This is a genomic window from Sulfurimonas sp. NW15, assembly GCF_051132285.1.
Classification (GTDB): Bacteria; Campylobacterota; Campylobacteria; order Campylobacterales; family Sulfurimonadaceae; genus Sulfurimonas; species Sulfurimonas hydrogeniphila.
Genome location: NZ_CP093237.1, coordinates 264,844 through 288,369 on the forward strand (window position 1 = coordinate 264,844; position 23,526 = coordinate 288,369).

The 23,526-nt window shown below is 39.5% G+C and carries 5 protein-coding genes; all 5 read left to right on the top strand.

The genetic code is table 11. The annotated features are described in order from the left end of the window. The first annotated feature begins 94 nt into the window (after window positions 1-94). The 5 genes from MLC52_RS01400 to MLC52_RS01420 all read left to right on the top strand — a co-directional run bounded on the left by MLC52_RS01400 (window position 95) and on the right by MLC52_RS01420 (window position 23,522). Window positions 95-17,269, top strand: coding sequence for a DUF4214 domain-containing protein (locus MLC52_RS01400; RefSeq protein ID WP_434580938.1), 17,175 nt, complete (start codon window positions 95-97; stop codon window positions 17,267-17,269). A 257-nt stretch (window positions 17,270-17,526) separates the two neighbouring features. Beyond that, complete coding sequence (locus MLC52_RS01405; protein ID WP_434580940.1) at window positions 17,527-17,778, top strand: hypothetical protein; 252 nt, start codon at window positions 17,527-17,529, stop codon at window positions 17,776-17,778. A gap of 219 nt (window positions 17,779-17,997) precedes the next feature. Beyond that, window positions 17,998-18,243 (top strand): type II toxin-antitoxin system Phd/YefM family antitoxin, encoded by a 246-nt coding sequence (locus MLC52_RS01410; RefSeq protein WP_434580941.1) that lies wholly within the window; start codon window positions 17,998-18,000, stop codon window positions 18,241-18,243. Window positions 18,244-18,245: 2 nt separating this feature from the next. Next, window positions 18,246-18,416 (top strand): type II toxin-antitoxin system YoeB family toxin, encoded by a 171-nt coding sequence (locus MLC52_RS01415; RefSeq protein ID WP_434580943.1) that lies wholly within the window; start codon window positions 18,246-18,248, stop codon window positions 18,414-18,416. A gap of 42 nt (window positions 18,417-18,458) precedes the next feature. Beyond that, entirely contained in the window at window positions 18,459-23,522 is a 5,064-nt protein-coding gene (locus MLC52_RS01420) for a DUF4214 domain-containing protein (protein WP_434580946.1), read from the top strand. The last annotated feature ends 4 nt before the right edge of the window (window positions 23,523-23,526 follow it).

Consider the following 23,526-nt stretch of genomic DNA (forward strand, 5'->3'; position numbering starts at 1 on the left):
TTTCACTGCACCCTGGTACAAGGTGCTTTTGTATTACGGCAAAAGTTATACATTTTATGATTATTCCAAATTTTTATTTCCTGAGGAGGAAAATATGGCTTTAACACAAACACAGGTTTCAGAACTATATGTTGCTATTTTCAATAGAGCATCAGAAGGGTCTGGGAACCGTTTTTGGCAACATTCAGGATTAAGTGCTGCAGAAGCAGCAAATGAAATGTTAGCCACACAGGATGCGCAAACTTATTTTGGTTCTAGTTTGGATTCAAATCAAGCATTCATAGAACATATTTATGCAAATACACTAAATAAAACTATTGAAGATGATCCGGATGGTATTGCGTATTGGGTTGATTTACTTGATAATGGGGCAAGTAGAGGGGAAGTTGTAACTGGTTTGATTGATGCAATTTCTTCATATGAGAATGCAACGGATCCGGCTACAAAAGCTGCTTATGACCAGTTCATGAACAGAGTAACAGTGTCTGACTTTATGGCTACAGAAGTAGATGCTACACCGCCTACTTATGCAACAGTAACATCTTTTGGTGCTGACTTGGTAGTAACAGATGACAAGCAAACTGTTATAGATGCAATGCAGAGAGTTGCAGAGATTAAAAGTGCTACAGAAATCCAGGCGGAAATAAATAATGTATTTACGCTTAAAGAAGCTACAACATCTGTAACAACAGATGATATCGTAACAGCGATAGATCCTATAGTTACAACTGAAATTTATTGGGGTGATGTAACAACAAAAGAGGGTATTCCTTTTGCTCAGAGTATAGTAGAAACGAGTATGGACTTTACTGCGATTAAAGCTTTTGCTAATAATGAAGAAGCTTTAAATAGTCTTTTATCACAAATGAACGCGATTACAGCATCAGGTGTTTTAGATCAGATTCAAAGTGACAGCACTGTTTCTGGAACTATTACAGTTGGAAATGATGGATCAATCACAGTAGATACTAATCCAAATGGTGACTATACCGGAAACTATCAGATAGTTTTAAATATAGAAGGTGCTGATGTTCTTAATACTCAGGTTACCCTGACTATGGAACAGTTTAATTTCTTCAACAATATGCTGTTTGATGCTGAAGGAAATTCTCGTCTTTTCGAAGTTACTAAGACAACATATCCACAGGTTAAGATTGACAAAGATGGTAATCCTATCTTAGACGGAACTACTACTAATGCAATTAAAGATGCAGATGGAAACTATATTACTATTGATTTGACACAAATAGTGTCTGAAGGTACAACAGTTACTACAAATGTTCCATTGGTGCTTACTACAACTATGAACAACGGTGCCACTGAAGAAACAGGTTATACAAGCAGTGCTGACGACCTGATAGTAGCTGGCCGTTTAGATATACTGCATGGTGCATATATTGATGGTGGTGAAGGTGTAAATACTCTTGAAATCGATGCAAAAGGTTATTTTGCACAACCAAAAGAGTTGTTAAATATTCAAAATATCAATATTGAAAATCTTCCAAATGTTTACACTAGTGATGCTGACGGTTCGAACGGCTATCCAACATTAAATGAAGCTGGTGCAGGAGAGTATACAGCTTCCGTTATTGACCTTTCTCGTGCGGGCGATTTAGAAAATCTGACAATCACAGAAGGCAGATATGACGGTTTGGTTCAGAGTACTGAAACTGCTGCAGGTGCATTGACTGTTACAGGTGTAAGAGCTGATGCAGTATTGACACTTGAAGGCAGTTTTGGGGCTTCAACGATTACAGTGGATTATTCGGAAGGAATGTCTGTTGGAGACAATGGAACAAACATAGTCTTACGCTTAGGCGATACTACAGGTACTACTTTTGATATTTTGCAAAACTCTGCAACTATCAACATTGATTCTCAGGGTGGCGGTAATGCGATAGATGCTACATTCACAGCTTCATCATTGATGAATATGAATATTTCTGGAGATTCAAAACTACAAATCACAAATAGTCTTACACCAAGTTTTCAAGCAGGTACTCCGGCAACTATTGATGCTTCAGCAAACACAGCCGGTGTTGATTTAAAAATGGATCTTTTTGGCGATGAAATCGTATTTATAGGAACTGAAAATTCAGACGATCGTTTCCAGGCGAATGAAAATGGCAAATCAGTAACTATTAATGGCGGAGACGGCAACAATGAATTTACAGCAAACAGTGGTGTAATAGTTAACATTACAAGTGGCTCAGGAAATGACGAAATTTCTGCTACAAATACAAGCAATACCGCAACTATCGCTGCAGGCGACGGTGACAACATTATAGATGCTTCTAGCAGCAATGTTGTATCAATCACTTCAGGTGAAGGCAATGATAATATCAAAGCACAATCTGTTAAGGATGCAACTATTAATGCAGGTGCTGGAAACAATATTATTAACACAGACAATAGTACAAATGTAAGTATAGTTGCAGCAGATGGAAATGATGTAATTACTTCTGTAGGAAGTACAAATGTAGCTGTTGATGCGGGTAATGGGAACAATAGTATTACTACAAGTGGTGCTGATTTAGCAATAACAACAGGTACAGGCAGTGATACTGTCACTCTTGCAGGTACACAAGGTACTCCGTCTACTGCAAGTACTGCTGATGCTGTTAACTTAATGTTAATTCTTGATAATTCCGGTAGTTTAAGTGCGCAACAACTTGCGGATACTAAAGCAGCAACAATTGCTTTACTCGATAAGTATGAAGCAGCAGGGACTAATGTTTCTGTAAACGTTATAACTTTCAGTCCTTCTGATCCAGGCTCTACATGGGGAACCATTGCTGATGCAAAAGCAGAAATTATTGCGATGGATGGTACGGGTAGTACAGATTTTGATCAAACTATGCTTGATGCGATGAGTGCTTGGACATTAACTGGTAAAATTGCAGGGGCTAGCAACCAAATTGTATTTACTTCTGACGGACAAAGTTCAGTTAGCCCTGCTACTACAGCTGCCTGGGAGTCATTTTTAAGTAATGATGATATCGTTGCAAATGCATTTGCTATAGGTACAGGTTCATCGACAACTTCATTGGAACCGATAGCGTTTGACGGTGTGAATGATACTCAACTTAATCCAGTACTTGTAACTGATTCATCAGATTTGACAAATGCAATTTCTTTAGCTGTAGGCACTACTGTACTTGGTGATGAAGCACTTGTAAATATTGACTTGGGTGAAGGCCAAAATACTGTAATATTGGGAGATGATACCAATATGACACAAGGTTTAACAGCTCTTACAGGGTCATCAATCACAGGTGAAAACATTACTATAAATGTGAAGTATGCAAGTGATTTGTCAGAGGCAACTCTTTCTGGTGTTACTTCAGTAGTATTGTCTGATTTAGACAATGCAAGTACATTGGTTTTAACTGATACACAATTTGCAGCAATTGGAGCTGAAAACTTTTCTGTTGAAGGTGCTGCATTCTCTCACTTTGCCAACCTTGAAATCATAGTTACACAAGATATTTCACTTACAGATTTGGGTGTAGATGCATTGTCAGACAATATTAACCTTAAATTAGATGTTAATGATGGCGTTACATTATCGATGACAGCGCAACAACTCCATGAAAATGTAGCACCAAATGGTGTAACACTGCATATAGACGGCAATACGGACTTTGCAAATGGTAAAGTAGTTATTACTGATGCAGGTGAAGATTTTGATCCATTCAATACAAGCGATACAGTGAAGACGAATATAGATGGTACTACATATGTTGGTGGTTCGCTTTCAGATGATTTTAAAATAAATGGTGAATGGTACAATGTAGAACTTTCTGCTGGAACTACTTATGATGCTGATGGCAATGAAGTTGCAGGTTACGATCGTCCTGCCGATGCAAAAGTAGTAGATGTTTTCCATATCAACACTGGTACAGGTACAAACACTGTAACAGATGATGGACTGACAACCTGGCATACAAATCTGGAAATTACAGGTGAAAGAGATCTAAATTTTACAGGCAGTCTCAAACTTGGTGATGATGCTACAGTGACTGGAGCGAATCCGTTTACAATAGACTTTTCTAACTTCCAGGGTACTATAACAAACATGACTGTTGACAATTTTGAAATGTTGGCTCAAGGTGGTGGTATTTATGGTAACGGAAATGCAACTGTAAATGTTTTTTTAGCTGCAGATGATCAAAGTCAAAGTGACGGTATTGGTTTTGATGAAACAGATGCACAAACTCTTGTCTCTTCAGGTGTTGCTAAGTATGTTGTTACTCAGATTGACGGATCATCTTTCGGTGCAGGCAGTACGGCAACAATCAAACTTTGCGATACAGCAAAAGACCTGGAAACGATAGCATTATACGGAAACTATAATGATACATTGGTTGTGGAAGATGCAGCGTGGGGCTTGGATTTTGAACTTCAAGGTGCTTCTACGCTTAAAGCAGACGGTCCTACAGGGACAGCAAATGTAGGTTCTTTAATCGCTAACTACAAGTGGAGTGAAGCAAATGCAACTGTAAATGTTGTTCATGGTGTTGAAGGTGACACAAGACCTATTCATGTGGAAGGTATTGTGATAGATTCTGCAAAATCTATCACAATCAATGGTTCTGACAGCGATGTAGTAATTGCCAGTTTAGACGGTGATATGGTTGAAGATTTAGTTTTCAATTCAGCTGACAATGTAACAGTACAAAACTATACAGTTGATACAATCACATCTTTAGATGCAAGTGGTGTTGTTGGTACATTTACACTAGAACTGGCCGCAGGTGCTCAAGATTTATCAAATGTAGCTCTTAGCGATGTGGATACCTTGGTATTGGCTGAAGGGACAATTGTAACTCTTACAAATGCGCAACTGGCAGCAATAGGTGCGACTAATATTACAGCAGATGCAGCGAGTGTATTAAATGTCATTTTAGATGATCAGCCGTTTGACTCAACTGTTATAGACAGCGATATAACTATCAATGTTATAACAGCTGACGGTACATTTGCACTAGACAGTACAACTGATTTGACAAATGTTGCAAATCTAACAGTAGGTGATAACTCACACATAACTATCAGTGCAGATCAAGCAGTTCAACTAACAGGTGCAGCAGTTGTAGCTGGAAGTGCGGCAACAGGCAGTATAGATATAACAGGTGTTGATCAAACTCATATGGATGTGGATGCAAACGCAGACGGTACATCTGATTTAGGTGTGGTTATAACTACTATCGCAACAGCAGGCGTGGCTGGTACACTTACAATTACAGGTGACTTGACATTGGATGCTGCAACATTGGATGCTGCTGCTCTTCCTGCAAGTGGTGGTTTTAACCTGGTAGGTTCAAATGACCCTGACTTAAGAGTAAATGTAGATATGTCAGTAGATAATTCTCAAGTTGGTACCGATGCGAATAACGGTGTGAATTCAGTTGGTATTCCTACATATGTGGTTACACAACTTGATGGAGTTACTGGAGCACAAAACTTCTTTGTATGTAACAACACACACGACCTTACGACTCTAGGACTTCAAGGCAATGGCGGAGACGCTATAAACTTTGCAGGTGTCAAAAGAGGTGTGAGCTTCTTGATGGAAGGTGACGGTTTTGCTTCATGGGCAGATGTAGAGAAAAACGATGCTACTTGGAATGTTTCAAACATAGGTGCTTTAACAGCAACTTTTTACACTCCAAACAATCCTTTAGCAGTTGTAAATATCAACAACCAAAATGTAGTGCTTACTGACTCTTCATCTTCAACTATCACAAACGGTGAGAGAACACTTCTCGTTGACGGTGTAACTATCAACAATGTAGATGCAATGACTATCAATGTAGCAGACGGTGATGCGACTATTACAACAGTTGGCAGTGATGATGCTAAAACTTTAACACTAAATGCAGTTGAAGATTTAACTATCACAAATGCTTTAGCTACAAATTTGACAACTATAGACGCTACAGGTGTAACAGATGCCTTTACAGCAACTCTTGCAGATATGGATGCAGCATTTACTTTGACAACAGGCTCAAACGCAACTATCAACCTAGATGCAGTTAGTGCAGATGCAGGTACCATTATAGACGGAACTGCAGGAGACTTGACACTGGTTGTGACTGCTACTGATTTATCAGCTGCAACATTAACAAGCGTAGAAGCTCTACATGTTACAGAAGCAAGCAGCGTTACACTAAGTGCAGACCAAGTAGATGCTATCGGTGAAGAAAACATCTCAGGTGTTGATGATGGCACAGGAACAAATGCTACAGAAATTCTAAACATAACAGATTTAGGCTCACAAGAAATCATAGCAGCAAACTTAGGTACAGATGTATCTCTTGGAACTGTAATGATGGCTGAGGGAACAACAACGCTTAATCCTGCTACAGATTTAACAGGTGCAACAGTAACGGTTCCAGCAAATGGTACATTGACACTAACAGCACAACAATACATGGCATTAGCTGATTTAGATGGTGCTTCAACAGCTACTGGCGAAGAGGCTACTATAAACATCACAGGACTTACTCAAGCAGATATAGATGCAGGATTTACTCTTGCAAATGTTTCAAATGCAGTAGGAACTGTTACTTTAGCTGAGAGTTTAAATCTTGATGCAGCAACTAGCTTAAACGGTTTTGCAGTAGTTATGTCTGATGATCAAACTCTTGGACTTGCAACTTCAGATCAAGCAGATGGCTTACATGTAAGTGGTGGAGCAAATACTATAGTAGAGTATCAGTTCAACAGCAGTACAACAAACAAAATAGACGCATCAAATTATGATATATCCACTCTAAAAGCTCTAAATACTTTTGTGGATGGAAAAAACGTAGAGTACATCATAGAAAATCTTGACAGTGCAGTTACTCTTAGTATCTATAATGATCCAACAGATCCAGATAAAGTACAAAATACAGACAGAGTTGTAATAGTTCAAAATGGTGTAGATATTGCCGGTGAATTAGTGTTCAATGATATTCAGGATATGCAAGAACTTACTTCACTTACACTTACACTAGAGGGTGGCAATGATATAACAGGTGATTTAAGATTACCGACTATTACTCCAGCTGCTGCAGTTGATGGAATAGATGACTTTGGTACATTGACTATCAATTCTCAAGGTGCTAGTGCAAATACAATCACAGGTGATATTACAGCTGAGCCAGTTGCACCAGCTAACCCTGCATCCGCTACAGAAGTAGAAAACAATCTACTAAGCGTAGTTATCAATGCAGACCAAGACTTAACTATAGGTTCATATGATGTAAATGGTAATTATATACCATATGACAATACAGCTGATCCTTATACTACAGGTGGCGGAAATATCGTATTTACTACAAATGGAAATACAGCAGCTAACGCAACTATAACACTAACTGGCGAAGCAAATGTAACACTTCATGGTTTTGATATAGACGATGCAACAGGCACTATAAATCAACTAACTATCGCAACAGATAACTACACTGGAACACTAGATGTAACAGGTGGATCAGCTGCTATCATGGGTGACAATGCCGAGTCTTTAGTGCTTACAGGAACGGGTAATGTTATATTTGGTTCAGATGTTGCAGGTGACGGTGTAGAGTCAAATACGCTCTCAACTATCGATGCTTCAAATCTAAGTGGAAACTTGGATTTAGGAACTATCACAGATACAGATGACACAGACTTTGCATTTACAGCAGGAACAGGTATTACTACTGCTACATTTGTAGGAGTAACTCTAAACGCTGACGCAGATGGTGCGGACGATATTGCAGGAAATGCAGATGATGAAGCAGGTTTTGCTATCGATATGTCAAATGCTGCAGCAGGAAGTGAGTTACACTTAGGTGCAAACACTTATACTCAAGGTGCATTAAACATAAATCTAGGTGCAAACACAACACTTTATATAGATGCAGATACAGATTTGAGTGGATTAAATCTTACTTTAGCTCAGACACAAAATATTGTTTTAGCTGATGAAGTTACACTAACTCTAACAGCAGCTCAAGCAAATGCTCTAAATATCGTTGCAGGTACTGATACAAACGGCAATGGTGTATATGGTACTGTAAATATAGTTGACCTTGGTGACACAGCGGTTGATTTAAGTGGTATAGATGCAAATATAGCAGGAACTGTAACATTGGAAGACAACGATGTAACTTTGGATACTGCAACAGATCTTGGTGATTTTACAGTAGGTTTAACAGCCTTGTCAATAAGTAATACTGACCTTTCTGGGCAAACTATCAGATTCCAAACTGTGGATCAGGCAGACAATGCAGTAGTAGTAGTAACAGGTGGTGATTCTGACAATATCAACTCAACAAATGTAGTTTGGTTATTTAAGAGTGTAACAGATCCTGTAAATACTTCAGGGTATGATGCAGCGCTCGGAAGACTATGGATAACTCCATCACTTGCTGATGGTGCAAATGTTGAAAATCTGTTTACATCTCTTCCTGAGAGTATTGTTCGTGTAGAATTCTCTTCATTAAAAGAGTTGGATGCACTTCTTTCATCTTCTGCAGTTGAGAGAACAGTAGAGCTTGTTTCATTTACTAATTTACCAAACGGTCTAACATTTAGTGATCAAGATATCTTAGAGCATATACAAAAATTAACAGTAGAAATGGGTGGTCAGGTCAATCTTGGCAACTTAAGTATTGACAATGTTGTAGACAACACGGTTGGGACGGTAACCTTCAATACATTAACTATCAATTCAGTTCTTGCTTTAAGCGATGCTAACTATCTAGCTCCAGAAGAGTTTATAAATAACAATGACGGAACAGATGAAACAGGTGAATATGTTCAACCAAACAACATAAACACTGTAGGCGACATCTCAGTTGGTGCAGGCAATGGTCTCGATTTGACATCAGTAGTTATAAATACAGGCGATTTATCTGTAGTTGGAGACTCTTCAACTGGTGCTGGTGCAGACCTTACAGTTGGTACAATCACATTCGACTCAGAAGTTGCAGGCTCAACAGCTGTATTGAGTGTTACAGGTGCAAACAATACGACTATCGCATCATTAAATACTGATGATGCAGATATCTCAACATTGATTATTAATAAAGACGGTACTGGTGACTTGACTGTTACAGGTGCAAGCCCGGCAGCAGCAGTCTCAAATACTGAAGAGTTGATTATCAACTTCGTTGAAAACAGTGCAAGCACTGTGACTCTAGGTACAGCAGATAACGATAGAAAACCAGGTGTAGCAGGTGCAGATTTAAGTCTTATAGAAATAAATGGCAATAATGTAGATTCAACTGTTAATTTAGGTGTTATATCTTTACTCGACGGTGTAGCACAAACTGATGCAAACGGGAACCCTGTTGCTTCGTTTACTTTAGATACAACTGGTTTTGCAGGTAAAGCGACAGCAACACTTGAAGCAGACTCTACAAATACTCCAACACTACAAAACGGAGCTGTATGGTCATTTGTTAATACTGCTGGTACTGGAACATTGGCACTTACTTTAAGTGATACAGTAGCTCTTGGTGCTGGTACGATGAACTTTACAGATGTTGATGTTACAATCGATGGCAATGTTGATTTAACAGGTCTGGCAGGTTTCACATTTGATGCAACAAGTACAGTTGTTGTTCCGGCAGGTTCAACGCTTACTATGACAGCAGCCCAAGCTGACAGTATGATAGTAACAGGAGCTGGTTCAGTAGTTATCACAAACCTTGAAGATACTCCGGCAGCTGACTTCTCTGCTATTATGACAGCAAACGGTGACACAGGTACTGTTGAAGCAGCAATTGATACTTCAGATAATGCTGATGCAGACTTGTTGCCTCAAGATATAGCACTTACAGGTGCAAACTTAGGTGTAGCACATGTAACAATCTCAGGTGACGGTTCAGTATCTGTTACAGGTACAATGGCAGGTTACGATAGAGATCAAGATGCGGCTACTCCAGCTGATACAGCTTCATTCACAGTTGGTTCGGCAGCAACTCTTAACTTAACAGCAGCTCAGGCTGATACCAGAGTAGTAGATGGTGCAGGAACAACAAATGTGGCTGATCTAGGTCAAACACTTACAGCTGACTTGTCATCTATAACTTCAGCTGCAGTAAATGCTGCGTTTGATACAACAGGTACTTTTACAGGTAACCTGGGAACTGCGGTTGTAACGATTGCAGATACGGTAGATATGCAAGCTGCAGCTTCTGTTGTAAGCGGTAAAACTATTACTGGTCTTGGAACACTTTCAGTTGATGATGAGAATCTTGGATTAGGTATAAATGGTGCTGATGCAGCAGTAACTCCAGATTTAAGCAATGTAACAGCTCTTCACATTGAGTTTGTAACAGATGCAGTAGTAGGTACGGTTACTTTCCCTGTACTTTATGGTGATGATACAGCAGTAGATGCTAATGGCAACCCGGCTCCAATAGCTCCACAAACTGTAACTATGACAGCAGTTCAGGCAAACGGTCAAACAATTACTTCAGCTCCACATGGTGGTCTTGTAACTGTTAATGATTTAGCTGATGTAGCAACTGACCTTTCAGGAATCAGTGCAAATGTTATGACAGCGAATGTTCCTGCAACGGCAACTTTAGATGCAGCGACTAACTTAGGTACATTTGATGTAGTAGTAGCTGATAATCAGGCATTGACTCTTTCAGCTGCGCAGGCAGATGGGCTTAATATTACAGGTGATGCAACTCCAACAGGTGTAGCAGTACATGTAACAGCTCTTGAAGCAACTCCGGCAGCTAACCTTTCAGGTATTGTTGCGAACACAGAAACAGCAGCTCTTGATGCAAACGGCGGTGTAACACTAAGTGCAAACTTAGGTACGAACATGACTGTTGAAGTAACTGACAGTGTAGTAGGTGCAGATACTGTAACATTCACGGGTACTCTTAACCCAGACGGTACAGGTGCAGGAACTATATTTGACATTGCAGCAGATGACCTTACTTTGGTATTTGATGCAAACGATGCAAACCTTCTTACAGTTACAAACTCTAACCCTGCAGTAGCAACAGCAGAAGTTGTGGATTTGGCTTTCACTGGCGATATGATAGGTGGAACTATATCTCTTACAGTGGGTGGAGTAACTGTTGCTCAAAACTTTGATACAAATGAAGCAATAACATTAAACAACTTGGCTTTAGCTGTTCAAACAGAAATGGCAACACAAGGATATACAACAGCTACTTATGCAATCAATGGTGATACTATAACATTCACAGGTGATGTAAGCGGTGCAGCAATGCCGGCAATCGCAGGTGTAGATGTTTCAGCAGCAACTGGCTATACAGCAGGAACTGCTACAATCACAACAGCTGGAGTAGAGCCTCATTCAACTGTTATTGTAAATAACATTGACAGTGATTTGGTTGACTTTAGCGGTATAGATGCCCTTACATTGACAGGAAATGTGCCGGCAGATACTACACTTGATCAGGCTTCAGATTTAGGCAACTTTGATCTTTCTCTTGCAGAAGGTGTAGATTTGGGTATGACTACAGCGCAACTTCTTGCAGTGGGCGCAGCAGACATCTCAGGTACAGTAGGCGGTGTTACTGAAACACTTATTGTTTCCAACTATAGCGGACAAGCAATTGATTCAACGGCTCTGGGTAATGATGTTACTATCCAAACTCTAACGGTTTTAGATACGAACACAAACATTACTGTTGATGCAGGAGCAAACCTTTCAAATGTTCAAAACGTAGTGATTCCGGAAGGTACAACGCTTACTATGACAGCGGATCAGTTTATGGCAATGCCAGGAAATGGCACTATCACAGGAGCTGGTACACTTAACCTTACTGCATTCGATAGCGACAACACAGCGATCGATTTAAGTGGCGTTACAGCAAATGTAGGCACTATAACACTCGATCCTACAGATACTGACGGTATTGTTCTAGACCAAGCAGCAGACTTAGGTACTGCATCTATAGTCATGACAGCAGACAACCAATCTATCACATTCTCAAGCGAAACTCAAGCAGACGGCAGAGTGGTGGACAGTAGCTCAAATACAGGCAACACTGTAATTCTAGGTTTCACAAGTGCAGATGCAACTGATGCTGATGCAAACATTCTCGCTTCTGGGTTTGATGTTGAAAATGTATGGGTTATCAACGAATACATCCAAAACGAATTTGGCGGCTCAGTCAATATGGAAGAGATGCTAACAGGTCTTCCTGAAACAGCAACTGTGACTATTTACGATGCAGATACAATCTTAGATGCTAATCTTGGAAGTTCACAAGCGATTACAAGTATCAACAGATATGTAGCTATTGATTCTGAAACTGCGTTAACTTCAGATGTTGCATTTAATGATTTACAGCCTGATGTAGTAGTGGGAACACTGGATCTTACATTGAATGGAAATTCTGTTATCAATGGAGATCTTTCATTGCCACAAAATGTTGATCCGCAGGCAAATGTTGACCCAGTTACATTGGTACCGGTAAACATGCCGACATATCTCACTGCCTTGACTATTAACTCTAATGATTCAATTGCAGGTGGTGCTGCAGTAAATAAATTAAATGGTAATATATTTGCAGATGATGGTACAGACGGTGTAAATAGCGAATCTACAGTAGAGACATTTACTCTTACTTTGGACGCTGCAACTGCTATCGTAGGTGCAGAAGACTCTATGAAGTTTGACGGGGAAGTTGTGCTTTTTGCAGATGGTGATACAAATATCACTGCAGCAGCTAAAATAGCAGCAGGTAGCTACAATAATTATACAACTGTAGACAACGGTGATGGTAGTGTTACATTTACAAATGTCAATGTAGGAAATGCTACAAATGCTGCTATCTACAGTGGAACAAATCCAAATGATGCAGCTGCAAATGAGATCGCTTTTGCTCTAAACGGTGCTGGCAGTACGATAGGTACACCAACAGTAGCAGTTACGGACGGTGCATTCAATGCAGATGAAAATAACCTTTACAATGTAACTATCAATGCAGATCATGATATTGAGATTACTGGTGAGCTGGAAATGAGTTATGTAACTCGTTCAGATGCAGGAAATGATGCAACTGTAGATGCGGTTCTAACACTCACAGGTACTTCAGATGTAACTATAGGGGCTATTAGTACAGAAGATGTACATATCTCAGGTTTAACTATCAACACAACAGGATTTACAGGTACACTTGACCCTGTTATGCATATGGATAACACAGAAACATTGGAGATTACTGATTCGTCTGGAAATTCTACAACTGCAGTTGTTCTTCAAGAGGTTGAAGGAAATGAATTAAGTAGTATTGATGCAAGCACTTTGCGAGGTTCATTAGACATCACACTATCTCAAATCGACAGTAATGACGATGCAGGAGATGATGCATTCACATATACTGCAGGTCTTGGTAGAAATACGGTAACAGTAACGGCAGCAAACGGCAGTACTCCGACACTCGATGCAGGAAGCACATGGAAATTTGATTTCTCAGGTTCTGCTAACACTAGTACATTGACTATAGATGAAAGCGTAGTACTTGGTGCTGGTAATCTCTCTATCGATATGGACGGTGGCACATTGATAACTACAGGAAATGTAGATTTTTCAACACTAAATTCATTGACACTCGCAAACACAACTATCGAAGTTGCAGCAGGTGATACATTGACTTTGACAGCAGCGCAAGCAAACGCTATGACTATCACAGGTGCAGGAAGTGTAGTGGTAACGGATCTTCAAACAGATATTAATTCGGGTACACCTGGTGTTCAAACTGCAGACTTAAGTGGTATATTTACTTCAGCAGGCGATATCGGAACTCTTAGTGCAACTGTTAATGAAGCAGATGTTGACGGTGACGGTAATCCTGATGATATAGTATTGACAGGCGATATTGGAAAAGCTCATGTAACTGTAAATAGCAATTCTACAGTAAGCGTTACAGCAATGGATGCAACTTATGATGTGGACAATGATAATAGTACATTAGATGAAACGGTGATGGCAACATTTACTGTAAACAGTGGTGCTACTCTAAGCCTAACAGGTGATCAAGCTGATAGTAGAGTTGCAGATGGTGCAGGTACGGTTGCGGTAGCGGATTTAGGTGCAGATGCAACAGCACTTGCGGCGGATTTATCAAATATCACTGCTACAACTGTAACAGCAGCATTCGATACAACAGGAACTTTCACAGGTAATCTTGGAACTGCAGTAGTAACAGTAAAAGATAATGTTGAGATGAGAACAAGCTACTCTATAGCAACAGGTCATACTATTAACGATGATGCAGACAATACAACACTGTCACAGGGTACATTAGTTGTAACAATCGATGAAACTGAATCAACGGCTGATTTGGCTACTATTGGTTCAAATATGGCTGCTTCTCAAATCAGCGCAGAATTTACGGCTGATCAGACATTTACAGGTAGCCTAGCTGGTCATGCAGCTGTTATAAGTAACGATGTCAAAGTAACTGCTGATGCTGCAACTATAACAGGTAATGTTATAACAGACAAAGTAGGAGAAACAGGTGCTTTACATGTAACAGCACTTGATGCAACGCTGGATGCTGACTTGTCAAATGTTCTGCCGACAACTGTGACTGCAGACTTTAACACAACAGGAACATTTACAGGTAACATAGGTGCAAATACTGTAGTGACTATCGCTGACAATGTAACTATGACAACATCTGTTGCCAATGCGGAAAATCATACATTTGATGAAGTAGGTGGAGCGTTAGCACCTGATAAAGGTGCTTTAGCAGTTACTATGGCAAATGCGGATGCAAACTATGATACAGATAATGCTGATGATGATGGAGATACTACAACTGGTACTTTTGAAGCATTAAGCTATGACCTGACAACTGTAGCAGGATCTGCGAACTTCACATCTGTAACAGTTCTTGACAGCTTGACATTTATCGGTACTCTGGATAATACTGTGGCAACAGGTGTAGATGACGGTGCAACACTTTCTACTACTGCAGCAATTGCAAATGGTAAAACTATCAATATGACAGGTGCAACAGGTGCTGCTGCTATCGATATGTCAGTAGATGCTGATGCAACGCTTGCCGGAAGTGCAAACTTTACTGTAACAGGTCTTGTAAGTGCTCTTACAGCTACAAATGTAACTGGCAGCCTTGATGTAACTGCTGCTTCTGATACTGCTATGAGTGTAGCAACCGGTTCAAGCACAAACACTATAGATGCCACGGCTCTTACTGATACTGAAATACTTAGTGTAACAGGTGATGACGCATTTACTGTAACGCTTACTGACGGTGATGTAGATGCAAGCGGTTCAACAGGCGATATGACTCTGACAGCGACAGGTACAGGCTCAAATGTTGTCACAGCTTCACAAGGTGTAGATAATATAAATGTTGGTGACGGTGATGATGATATCATCATGGGAACAAATCTAACAAGTGCAGATACTATTAATGGTGGTACAGGTTACAATACGCTAAGTTTTACAGGTGATGATACTACAACGACTACTGACTATTTAGACGGTGTGACATTTATAGATACTGTAACACTGGGTGATGCTATTACAGCTATAACTCTTGTTGATACAACAGTAGCGGCTGCTGAAAGTATGAGTATAGATGCTTCTGCATTAACTACTGGAAACGGAAACACTTTAACACTTGATGCTTCAGCAGAAACAGATGGAGTTGTAAATGTTACAGGTAGTGCAAATAATGACACAATCTCATTTGGTACTAACTTAACAAGTGCAAACACTATAGATGGTGGTGCCGGAACAGATACGCTGAACTTTACAGACGGCAATAGTGCTACAGATGATTTAGATGGTGTAACAAATGTAGAGACAGTAACACTAGGCGATGCTGCAACAAGTATTACACTGATAGATGAAACAGTTGCGAATGGAGATACAATGAGCATAGATGCTTCAGCACTCTCTGCTGCAAATGCTCTGACTCTTGATGCTTCTGCCGAGAGTAACGGAACTGTAAATGTTACAGGTGGTAACGGTGATGACGATATCGACTTTGGTCTAAATTTAGCACAATCAGGTATGATTGATGGCGGTAACGGAATTGATACATTGAGATTTACAGATAATGGTGCTGGTACAGATGATCTTGATAGTGTAACCAATGTTGAGACAGTAGTTCTTGGTGATGCTGCAACAAGTATTACTCTTCTAGATACAACTGTTGCAAATGGTGCTACGATGGATATTAGTGCATTTAGCTTTACAAACAATGTAACTATAGATGGAAGTGCTGAAACAGATGGTGATTTAGAGCTTCGAGTCTATAATAATAATGTAGCAGCTATAACAGTAGTACTAACTGGTGGAGCAGGTGATGATCTGTTTGAAGTTGATGGTAATGGTGTCACAGCAACACTTACAGGTAACGGAGGTACTGATACATTTGTTTCTCAAAACAGTGCAAGTGCAACTGTTACAGATGGTGGAAACAATGATTACTTCCAAGCGACGACTGGCGGTGATTTAACTGTAAATAATATTACAACATTTATAGCAGATGCCAATACTTTTAACACAGGTGGTGGAACAACTACTATAAATATGGCTACAGGCGGTTTAGGTGTAGACATGAGTAGTGCCGGTGGTGATACAGGATGGACTATCAACGGTACAGTAAATGCTGATACTATAACAGGAACTGCGTATGCTGATATACTCAATGGTAATGCAGGTGATGATACACTCACAGGCGGCGCAGGTGCAGATACTATCACAGGCGGCGCAGGTAATGATTCTATAGATCTTACAGATACAGATTCAGCAATAGACACGGTAGCTATCGCATTTGGTGGTGAAGGTGCAGATACTATAAGCGGCTTTACAGCAGCAGAAGATGTTATCGACTTTACTGGTGCTAGTGATGTAGCAAATGTAACTAATGCTGTTAGTTTGCAAACTATAGCAAGTGCGGATACAACTGGAAATGAAACTCTGACTGCAAATTCAGGAATGGTGATTATTAATAATGGTGATACAAATACAGCAGATGCGGCAGCACTGGATACTGCAAGCGTAGCAACTTATCTTGCAAATATTGAACAAGGTGCCGCAAATACTGATAATGTTGCATATGAAAATAATAACTCGGTAATCTACCTCGCTGTTTCAGATGGAACGCACACAGCTATATTCGAAGCTGATGCAGCTAGTGGTGCAAGTATTGATTTAGTTATTGATGCTGATGAACTTACATTGATAGCTACACTTACAGGTATAACTGATGCAGGTACATTGACTGCAGCAGACTTCGCAGACTTTGCTTAACAGGCATTCAACCCTCTCGTAAACCTGCACCCGCAGGTTTGCGCACACGCAAAAGCGTAACGAAGCCCCGCACTCTCTTTTTGAGAATGCGGGGCTTTTTTTTAAGGCACCAAAAAGAAACTTTACTTTTTAAAAACTTAAGTTTAACAAAGCTGCCAGGCACCATTCTTTGCATCCACCAAACCAACCTTTTCCTGCAGAATTAAGCATTATGTTACTCCAATCATTTTTTACCTTTTTTATTGTATAATAATCTTATGACATTACAGGAACGGAAAGATAAAGCAAATATAATATCTAAAGAAGCGGATATAGTATATAAAAAAATCTTTATTCTTATGGCAGTAAATGGAGCCATCGGTGGCTTTGGATTATCTGTATTTGAAAAAGAATTATTGGTAGGTTTATTATTACTAATTCCTTTTTTATTTTTATCATTTGGTATAGTGTTAGCTTATTTAAAATTAAATAGATTAGAAATACTAATAAAGGATTTGAGAGATGAGTAGTTTAGGAATATTGATATACAGTATAGGTTTTGTGACTGCAGCTATGATTGCTATATTTGCATATAAAAAGCATTGGAAAATAGTAGATTATTTTTAAAAAAAAGGTGCCAGGAAAAGGTGTCAGGCACTATTTTGCTATTTTGTTTTGTAAAACAATGAACATAGACATATTGTATATGCTTTAGCTATAATGACAATATATTGACAAAAGGAGTTTTGATGCAAGCTGTATTTTATTCACAAGCAAGAAATAATCTTAGAAATATCATAGATAAAGTCTGTGATGACTTTGATGAGTACATAATTACTACAAAAAACAACAAGTCTGCTGTCATCATCTCTTATGCTGAATATAGTTCCCTAAAAGAAACTCTGTATTTATTGGGCTCAAAAAATAACAGAGATAGACTAAATGATGCTATTGAGCAGATTGAAAGTAGTAAATTTATTACAAAAGAGATTTAAATATGCTTATAGGCTTTGCTGATAAAGGCTGGGAAGATTATCAGTACTGGGTACAGAATGATAAAAAAATATTAAAAAGAATAAATACACTTCTTGAAGATATCAAGAGAAACCCTGATGACTCAAACGGACTTGGAACAGTCGGTATTCTTCTCTATGCAAGAATTCTTTAAAATTATACATGATATAATTATAAAAAATAACAGGATAGAACAATGAAAAAGTTGATCCTCGTCTTAATCTCTCTAACACTTCTCACAGTAACATTATATGCAAAAACAGTTTCTACAGAGCAAAAAATAGCCGGTCTGTATGTGGCATTCTTTAACCGTGCGCCTGATATGTCAGGACTCTCTTACTGGACAAAAAGAGCCAATGCCGTGCAGGCAAACGGACAGAGTGCTTTGGTTGTTCTAAAAGAGCTCTCAGCAGGTTTTGCCACACATCCTGTCTTTACTTCTACTTACAGCAGCCTGGACAATGAATCTTTTGTAAAAGCCATATATATAAACTCATTGGGAAGAGAGGGCGATGCAGAAGGGATAGCATACTGGACAAATTTGCTCAACAACGGTTTAAGCCGTTCCGACATGGTAGCAACATTTATAGAGATGTCTCTGACGCTCGATTTGACACCGCAGAACTTTCCAAATCTCTCCCAAAGTGAACTCGATGCTGCGATACTGAGACAAAACCTCATTACCAACAAAACAGTTGTTGCCATTGATTTTGTCAGCAAACTGGGAGAAAGGACAGATGTGGCAGATCCGCAAGATCCTGAAGATGACCCGGCTTACAAAGCCTCCATAAAGATACTCTCAACAGTAAATGAAGATCCGGCAACGGTGAGTGCGGCTGTTTCATATTTAAACACTGTGGCGCAGAGTGCAGATCCTATTCAAAAGATTTTAGATGAATGGGGCGTGGATACGTTGAAAAACACTGCCACTGTTTTATCTCTTCATGCGTCTCTTAACGGATTTGATTTGATAGATACTCTGATACCCGGAGAGGAAGCCAAAATGAGAGTCTCACAAACTCCGGCAGGAGCTGTAAAGGTAGAGCTGCAGACAGCAAACGGCAGTAAAGAAATCATACCGGTTTATATGGCAGACGAAAATATTACTTTTGTGGCGCCGCTTGATACTGTTGCGGGAACCTTGAAACTCAAAAGTGCCGATTTTTCTACTTTTGGCATTTCGTATAAAACGATGTCAGACAAGACTCCGTTTATCGAGTCGGTAGAACCGGAAGTGGCGAAAGCAGGTGATATTGTAACGATAACCGGCAAAAACCTTCCTTCTGGAAATGCACTTGTAAAGTTTGAGACACAGGATGCCGACAGTTCCGTATCAGCAACGGTATCAGACAGCAAAGTGACATTTCAAGTGCCAGATACGCTGCAATCAGGTACCTTTCATTTGGAATTTTCCAATTTGAAAACAAATACTCTTTATCTCAGTGTCAAAAGAGATATACCTTTACATGTAACATTGGCTGAGGGTGTAGATATCAATGCCTCAGACATCTCTTTCACAGAGGGACAAAAAGAGTATACTCTTGATACAGCATACAATACCCTGCTCAGTGTAGAAAACAAAACCATGCAGTATGTGCATGCTTTTGCTGCATTGCCTGGCGGTGAGTATGTTGCTCTTTACAGTGCTGTTGTTTTACCGGATATGACAACACTCAACGCAGATTGCAAATCAACAGCGATTGCCTGGCTTTTTATGGGAATGGGCGTGAGTGCAACCATGCCGGAAAATCAGTTGAGCGCTTTGTACAACAGACTCTCTTCTGAACCAAAGGTGCAGGCACTCGCAGATGCCATCGCCAGTTTGCAAAAAGAAGATTTTACCGCATGGGCAAACCTGAGTGACGGGAATTTGAAAACTGTTTTTCAGGATGCCCTCAAAGAGGTGATAAACTATTATAATTCTCCTGCTGCAAATGCAAAGCAGGTTCAGACTTCAGACGCAACGGATAATGCAGTCGTTATAACACAGGACCCTCCAAACGACAATATTTATGTTGATGACAACAAATATATTTTTGAAATCAAAAGCGGAAAACTCAATGACGGAAGTGTAAATGTTGTAAATGATACAAGACTGTTTCTGAGCATTGAAGTGCGAGATAAGAAAACCGGAGAAATTATCAGAAACTATTCGCATGGCGACCCGTTCAGCAGTGCTTCAATTCTTGGACCAAAAGGCTGGCCGCTCTTTGGAATATCCAGCCTTAAAAATTTAAGATTAAGCGGCAGAGATGCCCATATAGAAATAATTGCCGGGGCGAAAGAGGGCGTGACGGACAAACAAAAACTTGCTACACTTTTGATGATACGGGTCTGGCTTGAAGGTGTTGGTGCTCCTGCATTAAACATGCTGCTCTCTACAATAATAGATAAAAAGATTCAAGCCCGCTATGGTGATAACTATTCTGTTTCCCGTCGAATGGTGACTGCTTTGAGCGATATATACGGTGCCAACTTCATGGTGCAGCTCACAGAACAGATTGCAAGAGGCAACAGCAATTGGTCAACTTTGACAAAGGACTTTATTATTAATCCTGTAAAAAACGGTTTGCAGGAGTGTTTTGAACACGGTGTGACCAGTACGAAGTGTGAACAGACGGCAAAAGGGATTGCAGAACTGATAGGAATGGGAAATACAGAGCATATAGTCAATAAACTGATGATTATGGTTGCTTCTGCGGGAGAGAAGTATATACTTAAAAAGTCAGTGGCACTTGTTCCTGTAATAGGCTGGATTACAGAAGCATCTTTTTTTGTGTATGACAACATAAGTGTCCTCAGTGATACAGGTGTTATAGCAGAGAGTATTATAGATATGGGTGCCAATCCCAAAGAGATTAACGCATATATTGATTTTCCGTTTGAAGTTTCAAGTGTTGCACCCCTGTGTGTAGCCCAAACTGCAGGCAAAACAATACAGACCTTTAGTATTGGAGGCAAAGGGATGAGTGTTGTAGACGGAAATACTCCTGAAGTCTCTATGGGAATTCTTTCGGATAAAGTAGAGGCAGAATCTGTGTTTGTTCCCACAACAGGAACAGACCTTGTGGCAGATTTTTCTCTTGATGCACTGCTTGGCAATGGAAGCAGAACAGATTATCTTGCAGTAACAAACTTTGGATATACGAGTGTATATCCGGAGCCTGTTCGTATGGTCTCTGCGCAGGACTCCAAGCTCTACTTTGACAGTGCGATACCAGAGAATGTTACACCAGGCACTGAAATAGTATTAAAGGGATGCGGCTGGGTTCCTTTGAGTGAGGTAGAAGTAACATTTCCAAATGCGGACGGTGAAGCGCTACCTGCCGCAATTGTTTCCAAAAATATTAATGAAATCAGGGTTATCGTGCCTGTTGGCGCTGTGAGTGGCTATATACATGTAAAGACATCTCTGAAAAATGCAAGCCGGTTTTTCAATGTAAAAACTTTTAGTCTTAGTGATGCAGGTTCAGATACTCTTGAAGACGGAGAGAGTCTTACTGTATATGGCAAGGGTTTGGATACTGTGGCACACATATACTTTGTCGATCATGAAAATCAGATATATGAGGGAGACATTGTAAATGTAACAGATACAGAGATTTTGACTGACAAAGTGCCTGCAGGACTTGCCGTTGGTCCGGTTCGAATCTATGCTCTTCTGGACAATGGAACAAAAAGCAATGAAATCACACTTCTAAAGTTGCCGAAACCTCCTGTTGCGACACCTTCTGGCGGCTGGTTTGAAGAGAGTATAAGTGTAACTCTGACACAGCAAAACAGTGCCGATATATATTATAAACTCAATGAAACAAACAGTAGTGAAAAACTCTACACAGAAGCATTGACATTTAACGCCGACAATACAACACAGCAGAATTTTAATCTCTACACATTTTCACGGGTGAATGTCAATGGTATTAATTATGATTCACATATGAATCACTATGTATACAATATATGTAAAGCAGGCGAAAAAATTGCATATGATGAAGACGGGAGTGAGTATTGTGCTGCAGAAGACGAAAACAACAGCCTAAAAGAACTCTATACATATGAAGATTGGAAACTGGAGTGTCCTGCAGATATGACACTTGAAAAAAAGATTGATACTGATTACAAGGTTGAGAGGTATCAATGTGTAGGTATTTATGAACATAAAATAAAAGAAGTATATTATAGTGATGATGCTATGCAAAATGTCAGTTCTGAAAATGACTTTATTCTATTACCATTTGAAATTGAATATGAATTTTATTCAACTAATAATGTCCATAGTATTGACTATTTTGAGTCAGGGCAAAAGCATACAGAATACTTTTATGCATACGCAAAGGGTCCATACGGTACATATATATCATTAAATGATGGGGTGACAATTTGGTATGAAAATGGCAATAAAGCGAGTGAAAGTTTTTTTGTGCAAAAGAAAAACAGAGATGGTACATGGAGTTCTGTTTACTTAAAAACAAGAGAGTATTTTGAAAACGGCAATCTTAAAAGTGAAGCTCTTTTTGAACCGGAACTTCAGGATGATGGCGATTGGTACAGTGTAAAAACTAAATTTACACAGTGGAATGAAAACGGAACACAAATATCTGAAGAATTGTTTGTACCAAAAAAAGACAATGATGGCTATTGGCGTCCAGTACCGACACAAAGTACACTTTGGTATGACAATGGTATTATGAGGGAGAAGAAAATCTATATTAATCAACTGGTAAATGGTTCATGGACAGGACTGATCAGCAACGATACCAAATGGAATGATGATGGAGTGAAAATCGAAGAGACCATATATGTTCCGGTTAAATATCCCTCTTCTGATTACTATTATATATCTGCGCAAGAGATTAGAACTTATGATCCGGAAAATGGACAGATGCTAAGCAAAGAAATTAATGAAGCAAAATACCAACCCGTTTATGGCTTTGTAGATTTGCACAAAGACGAATGGTTCTGGTATGAAAACGGAAAGTTGAAATCAGAATATCATTATGAAATAAAACAAGACAGTGACGGATACTGGAATGCTTTTTTGGTTGATGCCAAAACCTGGTATGAAAACGGAACCCAATCCTCTCAAGTTGTTGCAACATTGAGTCAGGATAATAACGGCGACTGGTATATAGCCTCAAAAGTTACCAAAGAGTGGTATGCCAGCGGAAATATTCATTTCATATCTACCGACGAGGCTGTTTTCTTAAATGGTGTATGGCAATTACGAACAGTTTCTTATGAAGACTGGGCTGATGAATGATACA